Below are 15,177 nucleotides of genomic sequence, written 5' to 3'. Positions count from 1 at the left end.
ATCGCGTTACATGATGATTGCGCTGCCATGACTACGTACAACAAGGGGAATGCAGATGCCGGCGATGATCGAAATCAAGGGATTGCATAAAAAGTTCGGCTCTCTCCATGTGCTTCGCGGCGTCGACATGGAGGTGCAGGAACGGGAAGTGGTCTGCATCATCGGCCCCTCCGGTTCCGGCAAGAGCACCCTCCTGCGCTGCATCAACCATCTGGAAGAGCCTACTGACGGGCATATCACCGTGGACGAGATCCCGCTCACCCACAAGGAGACGGACATCAACCGGGTTCGCGCCGAGGTGGGGATGGTCTTCCAGCGATTCAACCTCTTTCCTCATATGACAGTGTTGCAGAACATCACCCTGGCGCCGGTGCAGGTGCGCAAGATGGACAAGGAGGCGGCCGAGCGCCTGGCTCGGGAACTGCTGGCCAAGGTGGGCCTGTCGGAAAAGGCGCAGGCCTATCCGGAGCAGCTTTCCGGCGGTCAACAGCAGCGCGTCGCCATCGCCCGGGCCTTGGCGATGCGGCCGAAGATCATGCTCTTTGACGAACCGACGTCGGCGCTCGATCCGGAGATGGTCGGCGAGGTGCTCAACGTCATGAAAGATTTGGCCCGCGAGGGGATGACCATGGTCGTTGTGACCCATGAAATGGGCTTTGCCCGCGAGGTGGGCGACCGGGTCATCTTCATGGACGAAGGCGTCATCGTCGAAGAGGGGACGCCGGATCAACTGTTCGGCGGGGCGCGGAACGAGCGCACGCGCGCCTTTTTAAGCAAAGTATTGTAATGGGCACAGTTGCATAAGGCTATGAGAGCGCCGGGTTGCCGGCGCTCTTGTTGCATCTCCAACCCACGGCATCGGAAACGCTTGGCCGGCATGGTTGCAAAGGAGAGAGGATACAGTGACCTTTATCCCGCCCGCCTTTACGCGTTTTTTCAACGACCGGATTTTTGAGGCCAACCTGCAGGCGCTGGCGACGGTGCAGCCGCCTTTGGCCGAGCGAATGGCCCGTTACCGGGCGCCCTACAACCAGCCTTTCTCTGTCGAGCCAGCCCTCTCGGGCGATTTGACCCTGAGTTGTACGGTCGAGGGGCAGCGCCTGCACATGCATTCGCCGGAAGATCCGCAGCGCCAGGCCCGCCAGTGGGTGACAGAACTGGCCGGGGAGCCGGGGAGCGTCTTCGTTGTCTTCGGATTCGGTCTCGGTTATCCTCTCCAGGTGCTGCGACAGGTGCTGTCGCCCAGGGTGAAGGTGCTTGTCGTGGAGCGTTCCCTCGAAATCTTCTGGTTGGCCCTTTGGACGGTTGACCTGCGGGAACTGCTGGGCGATCCCCGTTTCCGCTACGCCGTCGATGTGGACGCCGGATCCATCACGCCCATCCTGCACCGGATCAACATATCGGCTTGGGAGGCGCTGACGGCCCAACTCTATGAGTTCAAGCACCTGACGAGCCTCTTTGACGACTATTACGAAGCGGTGAAAACGCAACTGACCGATTTCTTCCAGACCCAGCAGATCATCGCCGCCACGGAGAACCACTTCGCCCTCATCTGGACCCTCAATTTCTTGCGCAACCTGCCGGCCGCCCTGGAGGCGGCGCCGGTCAAACACCTTTTCCACCGCTTTGCCGGCCTCCCTGCCGTCGTCATCGCCGCCGGGCCGTCACTGCAAAAAAACATCGACCGCTTGGCCGAATTCGGTGAAAAGGGCTTATTGATTGCCACGGCGCCCACGCTCCGCGCTCTGCTTAAGCGGGGCATCCGTCCCCATCTGGTCATTTCCATCGACGGGGGAGAGACGAACCGGCAGCACTTTGACGATCTGCCTGACGGGGATGTGCCCCTTGTCTTTGACACCACCATCTACCCGCCGATCCTCGACCAATACGGGGGCGGAGGCCGCCGGTTCGCCCTTTTCGCCCCGGACAAGGAAGAACTCTTTCACCTGATCAGCAATTGTGTCGATGTGCAGGGTGCGACGCTCAACGTGGGCGCTTCCGTCGCAAACCTCGGCCTACATCTCGCCTACCGGCTCGGCTGCGATCCGATCGTTTTTGTCGGACAGGATCTCGCCTTCACCCATAATGCCATTCACTTCGGCGGCTCTGCTTTTGCGGACATGCGGGTGAACCCGGAGGCGGAGCAGTGGATCGAGATGACCGACATCTATGGGGAAAAGACCTACACCCAGGAGACTTGGCTGGCTTTCCGCGAGTGGTTCCGCCTGTTCATCGCCGGTCATCCCGACCGCCGGTACATCAATGCCACCGAAGGCGGCATCGGCATTCCGGGCGCGGAAAACGTCGCACTGGCCGAGGTGATCGCATCGCTGCAAGCCGCAAGCGGCGCCGGCAGCCTTTGCCATGAGTCCATCGAAGCCGATGTAAACGAGGCGTTCACTGCCGGAAAAGGGGAAATGGCCCAGGCGTCCGCCGCCATTGTCCGGGAACTGAAAGGCCTCTCCCGTCACCTGAAGACAATCGGCGTCCAATGCCGGAAGGGTTTGGAACTTGTCCGTCGGTACCAGGCGATTGCCCAGGGGCCGGGGGATGTTTCTGCGCAGTTGCTCCCATACTATGAACAACTGGCGAAGATCCAGCGGAACATGGAGTCTGACGGGAAGGCCATGGCCTTTCTCCGCCTGCCCTTCCGCCCTGTCGTCTCCCAGATCGAACAGGCGCTGGTGTTGACGGGATCCGTCGATGAAGGGCAGGCTGTGCGCAACGATCTGGATCGCGCCGAGGCTTTTTTTGCGGAGATCGGACGGCGGGCCGTCGCGATCGACGAGGTTGTCGCCGAGGTCATCGGCAGGCTGAAAAAAGGTCGCCCATAATCCTGCCGCTAATTTGAATGTTCAGGCAGGAATTTCCGCATCGTTCGGGGAATATTACTGGTGAGAACAGCCACAACGAGAAGGAGATGATGTTGAATGAACATCCAAGTTCGTGGCAAAAACATCGAGGTCACCAACGCCCTGAAGGAGTATGTCGTCAAGCGCCTGTCGAAACTTGAAAAGTATTTTAGCAACATCGGTGGCGCCAGGACCACTCTGGCTGTTGAAGGGGACATGGCCAAGGTCGAAGTGACCGTTCCGGCAGGCGACCTGATCCTGCGGGCCGAAGAGTCCCATCCTGACATGTACGCTGCCATCGATCTGGTCTTTGAAAAGCTGGAAAAACAGGTTGACGCCTATAAAACGAAACTGTCCCGGCGCCTGAAAGGGCAAGGGTTCAAGGAATTCGTCGCCGAAAAGAACGGCGCCGCCGCCACAGAGCCCAGGGTGGTCCGTTCGAAACGATTTGCCTTAAAGCCGATGCCCGTCGATGAGGCGATCATGCAGATGAACCTGATCGGTCACAACTTCTTCGTCTTTTCCAACGCCGAAACGGAGCAGGTCAACGTGGTCTATCTCCGCAAAGACGGCAACTACGGCCTGATCGAACCGGAGTTTGACTGACCGCTCCCAAATGAAACGACCTGAACAGATCCCAGTGCCGACAACACACCCGAATGCCAATGTGAATAAAGCCATTGTGAAACCGGGGCGCCTGCAGGGCGCCCTTTTTCTATGGGCATATTTGCCTTCCATTGCATCCCCGGACCTCTGAATGATACAATAGTACTGTTTACGAGCGAATCGGAAACTGACCGATAGGGATTGCCCTTGGGAGGAATGACTAAGGGGCGCCATCCTATCGGATACCTGAAAGGGGTCATTTTCTTTGTTTGGCTTTTTGAAAAACCTCCTGGACGACAACGCCCGGGATGTTCGCCGGATGCAGAAGACGGTCGACCGGATCAACAGCATAGAACCGGAATGGCAGCGGCTCAGCGACGCCGATCTGCAACACAAGACCGTCGAATTTCGTCAACGGCTGGAAAACGGGGAAAGCCTCGATGACCTGCTCCCCGAGGCCTTCGCCACCGTCCGGGAAGCCTCCCGGCGCGTGCTGGGCATGCGTCACTTCGATGTCCAGTTGATCGGCGGGATGGTCCTGCACAACGGGCGCATCGCCGAGATGCGGACTGGTGAAGGCAAGACGCTGGTGGCCACGCTGCCCTCTTACCTCAACGCATTGACCGGTCGCGGCGTCCATGTGGTCACTGTCAACGACTACCTGGCCAAACGGGACGCCGAGTGGATGGGCCAGATCCACCGCTTCCTCGGACTCAAGGTGGGCCTCATTGTTCACGGTCTCAACTTTGACGAGCGCCGCGAGGCTTATGCCTCTGATATCACCTATGGCACAAACAACGAGTTCGGCTTCGACTACCTGCGCGACAACATGGTCATCCAGCCCCATCACATGGTGCAGCGGGAATTGAACTACGCTATCGTTGACGAGGTGGACTCGATACTCATCGACGAGGCCCGGACGCCGCTGATCATCTCGGGCCAGGCGGACAAGCCGACGGAAAAATATTACGCCGTCGCCCGCATCGTGCCGCGGTTGACGAAAGAGATCGATTACAAGGTCGACGAGAAGGCCCACTCCGTTGTCTTGACCGACGAGGGCGTCACACGGGTCGAGAAGATGCTCGGCATCGACAACCTGGCCGATTCCCTGGACTGGGCGCACCATGTCAACCAGGGCCTCAAGGCCCATGGCCTGATGCGGCGCGACCGCGACTATGTCGTCAAAGACGGCGAGGTCATCATCGTCGACGAGTTCACAGGCCGCCTCATGTTCGGTCGCCGCTACTCGGAAGGTCTGCACCAGGCCATCGAGGCCAAGGAAGGCCTGGAGATTCAAAACGAGTCGCAGACGCTGGCCACCATCACCTTGCAGAACTACTTCCGCATGTACGACAAGCTCTCCGGCATGACCGGCACGGCCAAGACGGAAGAGCCCGAGTTCATGCAGATCTACAAGATGGATGTCGTCCAGATCCCCACGAACAAGCCCATGGCGCGCCAGGACCTGGCCGATATGGTCTACCGGACCGAAGAGGGCAAGTTCAACGCCGTCGTCGAGGAGATTGTTGAATGCTTCCGCCACGGCCAGCCCGTGCTTGTCGGCACCGTGTCCATCGAAAAGTCGGAACAACTCTCCGACAAGTTGAAACGGCGTGGCGTTCCCCACCAGGTCTTGAATGCCAAACACCATGAGAAAGAAGCGGAGATCATCAAAAACGCCGGTCAGCAGGGCATGGTCACCATCGCCACCAACATGGCCGGCCGGGGGACCGACATCATCCTCGGCGAAGGCGTCGGCGAACGGGGCGGCCTCTACGTCATCGGCACCGAGCGCCACGAGGCGCGCCGCATCGACAACCAGCTCCGCGGCCGTTCCGGCCGCCAGGGCGACCCCGGCAAGACCCGCTTCTACGTCTCCCTCGAAGACGACCTGATGCGCCTCTTCGGCGCCGAAAACATCCAGGGGCTGATGGACCGCCTGGGCATGGACGACTCGATGCCCATCGAGTCGGGCATGATCACGAAAGCCATCGAAAACGCCCAGCGCCGCGTGGAGGCGCGCAACTTCGACATCCGCAAGCACGTCCTCCAGTATGACGACGTGATGAACCAGCAGCGGGAGGTCATCTACGACCAGCGCCGCAAGGTCCTCAACGGAGAAAACCTGCGCGACACCGTCGGCGACTTCATTGACACCCTCGTGGAGAGCATGGTCAACCGCTTCGCCGGCGAAGAGAAGTACGTGGAGAACTGGGACCTGCCGGCCATGATCGCCTATGCCGAGGAAACCTTCCAGATCCCCGGCGCTATCAAACCGGAAGACCTTCACGAGATGGAAAAGGAAGAGGTCATCGGCCTCTTCCAGGAAAGGGCCCAGGAACGCTACAGCCAGCGGGAGCAGGAACTGGGCGAGGAAACGATCCGCGAGCTGGAGCGGATCATCCTCCTGCGTGTCGTCGATTCCCACTGGATGGACCACCTGGACGCCATGGACCACCTGCGCCAAGGCATCGGCCTGCGCGCTTACGGCCAGAAGGACCCCCTCGTGGAGTACAAATACGAGGCCTACAGCATGTTCCAGGAGATGATCGCCAGCGTCCAAGAGGAATTCCTGCGCTACATGTTCCGGGTGAACGTGGTGGTGGCCCAGGCAGAGGAAGAAAAGCAGGAAGTACAAGCGGAAGAGGAGACGGTGCTCAAAAACGCCGTCGAAAACCGTTCCGACGACTCTCTGCCGAAGGAACCGGTCAAGGCAGAGCCTCGCGTTGGTCGCAACGACCCCTGCCCCTGCGGCAGCGGCAAGAAGTACAAGAAGTGCTGCGGAGCCAAGGGGTAAGACGTATGAAAAGAAGGGATGTATCGGGCGCCAATTTGGCACGGTACATCCCGACTTTATGATGGCATACCCTGCATCGAACAAGGTAAATCCGGGTGTATTGGCGGAGGGAGCGGTTTGGGCGGAGCGGCGTCGTGAGCGCCGGTCGCAAAGCGGAAAAAGCGCGCCATGACATGCAGAAAAACCCGAGAGGTTTGGCGCGCCCGCGCAGCGACCAAAGCGAACAGCCGCGCAGCCCTTAGCGACCGGAGCCAATACACCCCGATTTACTGAAATGCCAACCCGAAATCACATGACATCATCGTCGCGAAAGGAACGATCGCCGTGTTTAGCGAAGTGAAACGAGAGCTAGGGCTCCTGGAGACCAGGCTGGACGAACTGAGGGATTCACTTTGACCTGGCGGTCAAAGAGGAACGCATCGCCGAACTGGAGCAGATGATCCAGGAACCTAGCTTCTGGGACGATACGGAACATGCCCAGAAGACCATGCAGGAACTGACTGGCATGAAGGACAAGGTCAAAGCCTACCAGGATCTGCGCAGCCACTGGGAAGACCTCTGCGTCCTGCGCGAGTTGGGCGCAGAGGAGGAAGACGCCGACGCCCTGGCTGAGATCGAGGCGGGGATCAAGACGATCACGGCGGAACTGGATCGCTGGCACCTGGAACTGCTGCTCAACGGCCCCTATGACCGCAACAACGCCTTGCTCACCCTTCATGCCGGCGCCGGCGGCACCGAAGCGATGGACTGGAACGAGATGCTCCTGCGCATGTACATCCGCTGGGGCGAGAAGCGGGGCTACAAGGTCGACCTCCTCGACTCCCTCCCCGGCGACGAGGCAGGAATGAAGTCGGCCACCATCTCCGTTGCCGGCGAGAACGCCTACGGCTACCTGAAAGGTGAGATGGGCGTCCACCGCCTGGTGCGCATCTCCCCCTTTGATTCCTCAGGCCGTCGCCATACCTCCTTCGCCTCCCTGGAGGTGTTGCCCGAGGTCGGCGAAGACGCGGAGATTCAGATCCGGACGGAAGATTTGAAGGTCGACACCTACCGCGCCAGCGGCGCCGGAGGCCAGCACGTCAACAAGACCGAATCGGCCGTTCGCATCACCCACATCCCCACAGGGATCGTGGTGGCCTGCCAGAGCGAGCGCTCCCAGATTCAGAACCGGGCTACGGCCATGCGCATGCTGCAGGCGAAGCTCTTCGAGCGCCAGAGGCAGGAGCAGGAGGCCGAGTTCAACCGGTTGAAGGGCGACCAGCAGGACATCGCCTTTGGCAGCCAGATCCGCTCCTATGTCTTTCACCCCTACAACCTTGTCAAGGACCACCGGACCAACACCGAGGTGGGCAACGTTTATGCCGTCATGGATGGCGAACTGGATGATTTTATCTCCGCCTACCTGGTCTGGTCGACAAAACAAGGGTAGAGTACTAATCACAGACCCCGTCTCCAACATGGAGGTGGGGTTTCCCTGTTTTTCGGGTAAACTTTCCGCCTTTTTCTTTTTTCCGTGCCAGAAGACGCAGGATTTGGCGGAAATGGTGCAGAATATTGTCGAGATTGCTTGCAGAAGGGAGTATCGCAGATGAGTGAAGCAATAACACAGCGCCTGGAATCGACGGCCAGGCAGATCCGCCGCCACATCATCGCCATGACCCATGCGGCCAGCAGCGGGCATCCCGGCGGATCCCTCTCGGCGGCCGACATGGTGACAGCGCTGTTTTTCAAAGAGATGCGCATCGATCCCCAGAACCCCCAGTGGCCCGACCGGGACCGCTTTGTCCTGGGCAAGGGCCATGCCGCCCCCGTCCTGTACGCCGCCCTGGCGGAACGCGGTTTCTTCCCCGCCGAAGAATTGAAGGGGCTGCGCCAGGCCGGCCATTTCCTGCAAGGGCACCCGGATATGAAAAAAGTACCCGGCGTGGACATGTCCACGGGCTCCCTCGGCCAGGGGCTGTCGGCTGCTGTCGGCATGGCTTTGGGCCTGCGCCTTGACAATAAAGACGCCCGCGTCTGGGCGATCCTCGGCGACGGGGAACTGCAAGAGGGCCAGGTCTGGGAGGCCGCCATGGCCGCCGCCCACTATAAGCTCGACAAACTGGCCATCTTCATCGACGACAACGGCCTGCAGATCGACGGCCCCGTCAAAGAGGTCATGTCCAGCTACCCCATCGTCGATAAGTTCCAGGCCTTCGGCTGGAACGTCATCGAGATCGACGGCCATTCCATGACGGCCATTCTGGAGGCCATCGAAACGGCGAAGGCCGTGACAGGCCGCCCCACCTGCATTGTCTCCCACACGGTCAAGGGCAAGGGCGTCTCCTTCATGGAAGACCAGGTTGGCTGGCACGGCACGGCGCCCAACGCCGAACAAGCCGCCATCGCCTTGAAGGAACTGCAGTGAGGGAGGTAGCCTGATGAAAAAGATCGCCACCCGTGACGCCTATGGGCGCGCCCTGGCTCAATTGGGCGGGGAAAAGGCCGACGTGGTCGTCCTGGACGCCGACCTGGCCAAATCGACGAAGACCATCGACTTTGCCAAAGTCTACCCGGACCGGTTTTTCGATATGGGCATCGCCGAGCAGAACCTGATGGGGACCGCCGCCGGCCTGGCTGCCGTCGGCAAGATCCCCTTCGCCAGCACCTTTGCCATGTTCGCCACCGGACGGGCTTTTGAGCAGATCCGCAACTCCATCGCCTACCCCAAGTTGAACGTGAAGATCGCCGCCACCCACGCCGGCATCACTGTCGGCGAGGACGGCGCCTCCCACCAGACGGTGGAGGACATCGCCCTGATGCGGGTATTACCCAACCTGACCGTCATCGTGCCGGCCGACGGCCCCGAGACGGAAGGGGCGATCCGCTGGGCCGCCGAGCACAAGGGTCCTGTCTACATCCGCCTGGGCCGCCTGGGCGTCCCGGTCATCAACGATGAAGCCAGCTATCAGTTCACCCCCGGCAAGGCCGTCACCTTGCGCCAGGGCAAGGATGTGTCCCTCATCGCCACCGGCCTCATGGTCAGCGTCGCCCTGGAGGCGGCGGAAGCGCTCGCCGCCGAGGGCATCGAGGCAGAGGTGCTGAACATCCATACCATCAAGCCCATCGACGCTGAGGCGATCCTGGATTCCGCCGCTCGGACCGGCTGCGTCGTCACGGCGGAAGAGCACTCCGTCATCGGCGGTCTCGGATCGGCTGTCGCAGAAGTCCTCGGTGAAGGTCAGCCCGTTCCTATGGGGCGGGTCGGTCTCAAAGACACCTTCGGCGAGTCGGGCAAACCGGATGAACTGCTGAAGAAGTATGGCCTGACGGCCGATGCCGTCGCCAACGCCGCCCGGCGGGCGATGGCGCGGAAAGGATAGGCGAAAAAGAGTGGGAATTTATCCCTTTTTGGGCGAAAAGCGTAACCCGAAAGAGGATATGACGTTTTTATGTCGAACAACCTCCCGATGGGGGTTGTTATTTTTATGATTCAGATGTTTAACGTCTCAAAGACCTATGCCAACGGGGTAAAGGCGCTTGTGGACGTAAACGTTCGCATACACAAGGGGAGTTTTGTCTTTCTCGTCGGCCCTTCGGGCGCGGGAAAATCGACCTTTACCAAGTTGATCTTCCGGGAAGAGGCGCCGACGCGCGGCCAGATCCTCTTTGACGGCCGGTCCCTCGTGCGCATGCGCGACTCGGAGGTGCCCTTCCTGCGCCGCCAGATCGGCGTCGTCTTCCAGGACTTTCGCCTGCTCCCCAACAAGAGCGTCTATGACAACGTGGCCTTCGCCATGGAGATCGTCGAAGCGTCTTCAAAGCGCATCCGCCAGCGGGTGCCCCAGGTGCTGGAGATGGTGGGTCTCGGCAAAAAGGCCGAACTGCTGCCGAACCAGCTCTCCGGCGGCGAGCAGCAGCGCGTCTCCATCGCCCGGGCTATCGTCAACGACCCTATGTTGATCATCGCTGACGAGCCGACAGGCAACCTGGACCCGGAGACGGCCCAGGAGATCATGAACCTTTTGCTGGAGATCAACCGTCGCGGCACCACCATCATCATGGCCACCCACGCCAAAGACATCGTCGACAGCATGCGCAAGCGGGTCATCGCCATCGAGGGCGGCCGCATCGTTCGCGACGAGGAACGGGGCAGCTATGAGCAGGAGCGGGGGGTGATCCGATGAAAGTGCAGACCTTTGGCTATTTTTTTCGGGAAGCCTTCCGTTCCATGTGGCAAAACGGCTGGATGAGCGTCGCCTCCATCTCGACGGTCACCATCTCCCTGCTGATCCTGGGCATCTCCTTGCTCCTGGTGATGAACACCCACTACGCCGCCGCCACCATCGAATCGGACCTGGAGATCGTCGTCTCCCTGAAAAACGATATCGACGCCAAGCAGACCCAGAGCGTCGCTGACAAGCTGCGCGGCAACAGCCGCGTGGCTGAGGTGCTTTTCGTCTCCAAACAGGACGCCATGAGCGCCATGCGCAAACAGGTGCGGCCGGAGCTTTTGCGCGCCCTCGGGGAAGACAACCCCTTCCCTGATCAGTTTAAGGTGAAGGCCAAGGATCCCAACGATGTGAGTTCCCTCGCCGAGGAGTTCGGCAAGATTCCCGGGGTGGAACTGGTGAAATACGGCCAGGGCGTCGTCGAGCGCCTGCTCAAACTGACCCAGTGGGTGCGCGTCGTCGGCTTGTCGGTGATGGGCCTGATCGGCCTGGCCTCCATCTTCCTCATTTCGACGACGATCCGCTTGACCGTCTTCGCCCGCCGCCGCGAGGTCAGCATCATGAAGTTTGTCGGCGCCACCAACTGGTTCATCCGCTGGCCCTTTTTGCTGGAAGGCACCTTCTTGGGCCTGATCGGCTCCCTGGCGGCGGTGGCCCTGGTCTACGCCTTGTATACGCCCGTGGCCGAGTATGTGCGCACATCGCTGCCCTTTGTCCCCTTGCGCGCCGACAGCGGCTTTTTGCTGACCATCAGCGAGATCATCCTCGCCGCCGGCGTCTTCATCGGCGCCCTGGGCAGCAGCATTTCCTTGCGCAAATTCTTGAAGGTGTAGGCTTCTCACAGAAATTGTCCGAGAACGGGAAGGAGAGGACCGATGCGACAGCGTCTTCTTATCCGCGGCTTGGCAGCCGGGCTGGCGGCCGCCGTCCTGCTGGGCATCGCGACGCCCGGCGTCCGCCTGTTTCCCCTGAAAGCGGCCGTGGCCGATGAACTGCAGAGCAAGCAGCAGGAACTGGACGAAGTGCGGGGCATGATCGAAAGCACCCGGCGTGAACTGAAGGAAAAAGAGCGAGAGCGCCAGGGCGTGCTGGGAAAACTGACGGCAGTCAAAAGCGAGATGAACCGGACGGAGGTGGCCCTCTACGACTTGACCCGCAAGGTGAAGGATGTCGAGGGGCGCATCGGGACGGCGGAAAAGGAGATCGCCGACGCCCAGAAGCGCCAGGCGTCTCAGACCGAGGCCTTGAAGGCGCGCCTGAAGGATATGTACATCAACGGCAGTGTCTCCTACCTCGATGTGATTCTGCAGGCCAGCAGCTTCACTGACTTTTTGACCCGCATGGACCTCATGGAAAAGATCGTCGAGAGCGACGCCCGCCTGATCGCCAAGATTGAAGCCGAGGAGAAGACGATCACGGAGCGCAAGACCGAACTGGAGAAGCGGCGCGCCGAACTGGCCCAACTGCGGGAACAGACGGCGGCGCAGAAGGTGATCCTGGCCCAGCAGGCCCAGGAGACCCAGCAGGTGCTCGCCCAGGTGGTCAATGAAAAGGAATCGATCGAACGGATGCTCGATGAAGAGGAAGCGGCGTCCCGCCAGTTGGAGGCCGTCATCCGGTCGATGCAGACGAAACAGAACCGGCCCAAGATGGGCAGCGGGCCGATGGCCCACCCTGTTCCCAACAACACCTCCGTCTCGTCCCCCTACGGCAACCGCATCCACCCTGTCTTGAAGAAGGCGCGCTTCCACACCGGCGTCGACTTCCCCGCCCCCTCGGGCACACCGATCCATGCCGCCCAGACGGGCGTCATAACCATGGCCGGCTACTACGGCGCCTACGGCAACACGGTGATCATCGACCATGGCGGCGGAACGGCTACCCTCTACGGCCACATGTCGGTGATCAATGTCAGCGACGGACAGACGGTGCAGAAGGGCGACGTCATCGGGCAGGTCGGCTCGACCGGCTGGAGCACGGGACCACACCTGCACTTTGAAGTCCGCGTCAACGGAAACCATACCGACCCCATGCCCTACATCGGCGGCTGATCGTCTGCATAAAAGGCCGTCTATGCGAATAGAGTTGAGAGAAGCGCAAAAACATGTAAGGTGGTTGAACGCATTGGCCGGTCGTCGAAGTGGCCCTGTCCTCTTTATTGTTCTCGTCCTCCTCAGCAGCCTCCTCCTGACCGGTTCACTGGCCATGGCCGCGCTGGGCGACACCCAGAACGTGGGCAATATGATCAAGGTCGTCCGGCTGGTGACCACGGAATACCTCGAACCGGTGTCTGTCAACGATCTGGTCAACGGCGCCATGAAAGGCATGGTCGCCGCCTTAAAAGACCCCTACTCGGTCTACATGGAACCGAAGGAATACAAGCACCTCACCGAGCAGATCGAAGGCGCCTTCACCGGGATCGGGGTCTATATCAACAAAAAAGACACCAACCAGATGGTCGTCGTATCGCCGATCAAGGGCGGTCCGGCCGAGCGGGCCGGCCTCAAGTCGGGCGACGTGATCGTCAAGGTCAACGGCGAAGACGTGGCCGACATGGATGTCGATGTGGCCGTATCAAAGATCAAGGGGCCGGAAGGGACGGAAGTCAACCTGACCGTTTTCCGGGAAGCCTCCAAGAGCCTCCTTGAGTTCAAGATCAACCGGGAAAAGGTCAACATCCCCGTCGTCACCGCCGAAGTCGCCAAAAAAGACAGCCATGTGGGCGTCCTGCGCATCAGCCAGTTCAACATGGCCGCTTCCAGCGAGGTGGACCGGGCGATCCAGGGCTTCAAGGACAAAAAGGTCAAAGGGATCATCATGGACCTGCGCGACAACCCCGGCGGTGAACTGAGGGCGGCCGTCAACATCGCCTCCCACTTCGTTCCGCAGGGGCTGGTGGTCTCGGTGGTCGATCGTCAAGGCCGCAGCGAAACCTACGAGACGACGCGCGAGTACCTCAACATCCCCGTCGTGGTGCTGATCAATGGCGGCTCGGCCAGCGCCTCGGAGATCGTCGCCGGCGCTGTCAAAGACAGCGGCACAGGCGCCCTGGTGGGGACGAAGACCTTCGGCAAGGGTGTCGTCCAGTCGCTGATTGAACTGGGCGGCGGCGCCGGCGTCAAATTGACGACGGCCAAGTACCTGACGCCGAAAGGCAACGACATCCATAAGATCGGCATCGAACCCGATGTGAAGGTGGAACCGGAAAAAACGAACGGCGCCTCCGCCCACGGCGGGGAGGAAGCCGATGTTCAGTTTGACAAAGGCCTGGAAACGCTTCGAACGATGATGAAATAAAAGGGTCATATAACGTTCAATAAAATTGAAGGTTGGCGGTCTCTCCGATGGAACCTTGGGATCTGATCCGGCTGGTCCTGGAGGCGATGGAAGCCCTCCTCATGCATCCGCAGGAATACCCGTCTTTTTGGGTATTCCTTTTCATCATTGCCCTCCTCTACCGGCGCCAGAGCCGGATGAAGGCGGAGTTGTTTCAATTGGAACGGGAGGGCTGGTGGCGTCCGGTCCTCTACTCGGCCGCCTACGGCGTCATTGCCGGCTTTCTCGGCTCATTGCTGATGATCTTTTTCGGGATCACCATCGTGGCGGCCGGCTTCATCTACCTCCTGCCGGTGGCCTTGCTGCTGGCGATGATCAACGTGCGCTACATGTGTTACGCCTACGCGGGCGGCCTGATCTCCCTGGCCGCCCTGATCATGGGCTGGCGTGAGGTCAGCGTGGCCCAGATCATGGGGCTCGTCGCCATCTTGCACCTGGTGGAGGCCTTGCTGATCTACCTCTCGGGCCACCTGAGCCGCCTGCCCGTCTTCATCGCCCACCACAAGGGGATGACGGTGGGCGCCTTCAACCTGCAGAGCTTCTGGCCCATCCCATTGCTGGTGCTGACCCTGCTGCCGGTCCCCTTAGACAGCGGCCTGCCCTGGCAGGAGATCGCCACACCGGACTGGTGGCCCCTGATCCAGCAGCCCCCGATCGACTATGACGCGGCTAAGGAGATCGCCGTGCTCTTCCCGCTACCCATCGTTGCCCTCCTCGGCTACGGCGACCTGGCCGTCACCCGCTTGCCGGAGGAACACGCCCGCCGCTCGGCGGCGCACCTGGCCCTCTACAGCGCCATCCTGCTTGCCCTGGCTGTCGTCGCCTCCAACGTCCCGGCCCTGGCCGTCCTCCCGGCGCTCTTCGGCCCCCTCGGCCATGAGGCGCTGATCCTCTGGAGCCAGCGGCGGGAAATGAGCGGACCGCCGCTCTTCACCCCCTCCCTGCGGGGACTGCGGGTGCTCGACACCGGCGCCGGATCGCCGGCAGAGCGGCTGGGCCTGCGCGCCGGCGATGTGGTGGGGCGGATCAACGGCATGACCGTGGTGTCGAAGCGGGACATGGTCATCGCCCTGTCCTGGTCGCCCATCGATGTGGACGTGGACTACCTGCCCGGCGGTGAGGGGGCTGTATGGAAGCGAGGGAGCGTCGCCAAGGGCTGGAACGAACCGCTCGGCCTGATCGCCGCGCCTGACCCGGAGGAACCGCCGCTGGTGAAGTTGCAGGCGGGGGGGATATTGGCGAGGCCGCTGGCGTGGCTGGTGGGGGTGTGGAGGGGGAAGAGGGGGTAGTCTCTCCTTATCCCATCAGAGATTGTCTTGAGGGCGGAACGGGCAGCCACCGCACCGTCTTGAGACGGTATGTTAAGAGATGCAGA

Annotated in this window: 12 protein-coding genes; all 12 read left to right on the top strand. The window is 60.9% G+C overall.

The features are described from left to right. The first annotated feature begins 64 nt into the window (after window positions 1–64). Window positions 65–787, top strand: coding sequence for an amino acid ABC transporter ATP-binding protein (locus GTO91_RS06880; RefSeq protein WP_161257197.1), 723 nt, complete (start codon window positions 65–67; stop codon window positions 785–787). 115 nt (window positions 788–902) lie between these two features. Further along, on the top strand, window positions 903–2,834 hold the full coding sequence (locus GTO91_RS06875; protein ID WP_161256858.1) for a motility associated factor glycosyltransferase family protein: 1,932 nt from the start codon (window positions 903–905) through the stop codon (window positions 2,832–2,834). 96 nt (window positions 2,835–2,930) lie between these two features. Then, complete coding sequence (gene hpf / locus GTO91_RS06870) at window positions 2,931–3,458, top strand: ribosome hibernation-promoting factor, HPF/YfiA family (protein WP_161256855.1); 528 nt, start codon at window positions 2,931–2,933, stop codon at window positions 3,456–3,458. A gap of 319 nt (window positions 3,459–3,777) precedes the next feature. Then, on the top strand, window positions 3,778–6,255 hold the full coding sequence (gene secA, locus GTO91_RS06865) for a preprotein translocase subunit SecA (RefSeq protein ID WP_407929517.1): 2,478 nt from the start codon (window positions 3,778–3,780) through the stop codon (window positions 6,253–6,255). A 324-nt stretch (window positions 6,256–6,579) separates the two neighbouring features. Beyond that, window positions 6,580–7,684, top strand: a protein-coding gene (gene prfB, locus GTO91_RS06860; RefSeq protein ID WP_161256848.1) for a peptide chain release factor 2 whose coding sequence is annotated in 2 segments (ribosomal slippage) — window positions 6,580–6,648 and window positions 6,650–7,684 — 1,104 coding nt in all. Because the reading frame shifts where the segments join, the coding sequence is not laid out codon by codon here. A 159-nt stretch (window positions 7,685–7,843) separates the two neighbouring features. Then, the gene (locus GTO91_RS06855) at window positions 7,844–8,662 is read left to right on the top strand and encodes a transketolase (protein ID WP_161256845.1); all 819 of its coding nucleotides are present in this window, start codon (window positions 7,844–7,846) and stop codon (window positions 8,660–8,662) included. 10 nt (window positions 8,663–8,672) lie between these two features. Next, entirely contained in the window at window positions 8,673–9,617 is a 945-nt protein-coding gene (locus GTO91_RS06850; RefSeq protein WP_161257193.1) for a transketolase family protein, read from the top strand. Between the two features lie 105 nt (window positions 9,618–9,722). Next, window positions 9,723–10,421 (top strand): cell division ATP-binding protein FtsE, encoded by a 699-nt coding sequence (gene ftsE / locus GTO91_RS06845; protein WP_161256842.1) that lies wholly within the window; start codon window positions 9,723–9,725, stop codon window positions 10,419–10,421. Beyond that, the gene (gene ftsX / locus GTO91_RS06840) at window positions 10,418–11,299 is read left to right on the top strand and encodes a permease-like cell division protein FtsX (RefSeq protein WP_161256839.1); all 882 of its coding nucleotides are present in this window, start codon (window positions 10,418–10,420) and stop codon (window positions 11,297–11,299) included. Before ftsE ends, ftsX begins: the two co-directional genes overlap by 4 nt. Window positions 11,300–11,341: 42 nt before the next feature. Then, on the top strand, window positions 11,342–12,517 hold the full coding sequence (locus GTO91_RS06835) for a murein hydrolase activator EnvC family protein (RefSeq protein ID WP_161256836.1): 1,176 nt from the start codon (window positions 11,342–11,344) through the stop codon (window positions 12,515–12,517). A 73-nt stretch (window positions 12,518–12,590) separates the two neighbouring features. Further along, window positions 12,591–13,763 carry a S41 family peptidase gene (locus GTO91_RS06830; RefSeq protein WP_161256833.1) on the top strand — a complete coding sequence of 391 codons (1,173 nt, stop codon included), beginning with the start codon at window positions 12,591–12,593 and terminating at the stop codon, window positions 13,761–13,763. Between the two features lie 47 nt (window positions 13,764–13,810). Further along, window positions 13,811–15,091, top strand: a complete 1,281-nt coding sequence (locus GTO91_RS06825; protein WP_161256830.1) for a PDZ domain-containing protein — start codon at window positions 13,811–13,813, stop codon at window positions 15,089–15,091. The last annotated feature ends 86 nt before the right edge of the window (window positions 15,092–15,177 follow it).

This window comes from Heliomicrobium undosum (assembly GCF_009877425.1).
GTDB lineage: Bacteria > Bacillota > Desulfitobacteriia > Heliobacteriales > Heliobacteriaceae > Heliomicrobium > Heliomicrobium undosum.
This window is presented reverse-complemented; position numbering and strand designations above follow the sequence as displayed.

Excerpts from the sequence above, each read along its gene's own strand:
- GTO91_RS06880 (WP_161257197.1), top strand. The coding sequence starts at position 65 with ATGATCGAAATCAAGGGATTGCATAAAAAGTTCGGCTCTCTCCATGTG.
- hpf (WP_161256855.1), top strand. The coding sequence starts at position 2,931 with ATGAACATCCAAGTTCGTGGCAAAAACATCGAGGTCACCAACGCCCTG.
- secA (WP_407929517.1), top strand. The coding sequence starts at position 3,778 with ATGCAGAAGACGGTCGACCGGATCAACAGCATAGAACCGGAATGGCAG.
- GTO91_RS06855 (WP_161256845.1), top strand. The coding sequence starts at position 7,844 with ATGAGTGAAGCAATAACACAGCGCCTGGAATCGACGGCCAGGCAGATC.
- ftsE (WP_161256842.1), top strand. The coding sequence starts at position 9,723 with ATGATTCAGATGTTTAACGTCTCAAAGACCTATGCCAACGGGGTAAAG.
- ftsX (WP_161256839.1), top strand. The coding sequence starts at position 10,418 with ATGAAAGTGCAGACCTTTGGCTATTTTTTTCGGGAAGCCTTCCGTTCC.
- GTO91_RS06835 (WP_161256836.1), top strand. The coding sequence starts at position 11,342 with ATGCGACAGCGTCTTCTTATCCGCGGCTTGGCAGCCGGGCTGGCGGCC.
- GTO91_RS06825 (WP_161256830.1), top strand. The coding sequence starts at position 13,811 with ATGGAACCTTGGGATCTGATCCGGCTGGTCCTGGAGGCGATGGAAGCC.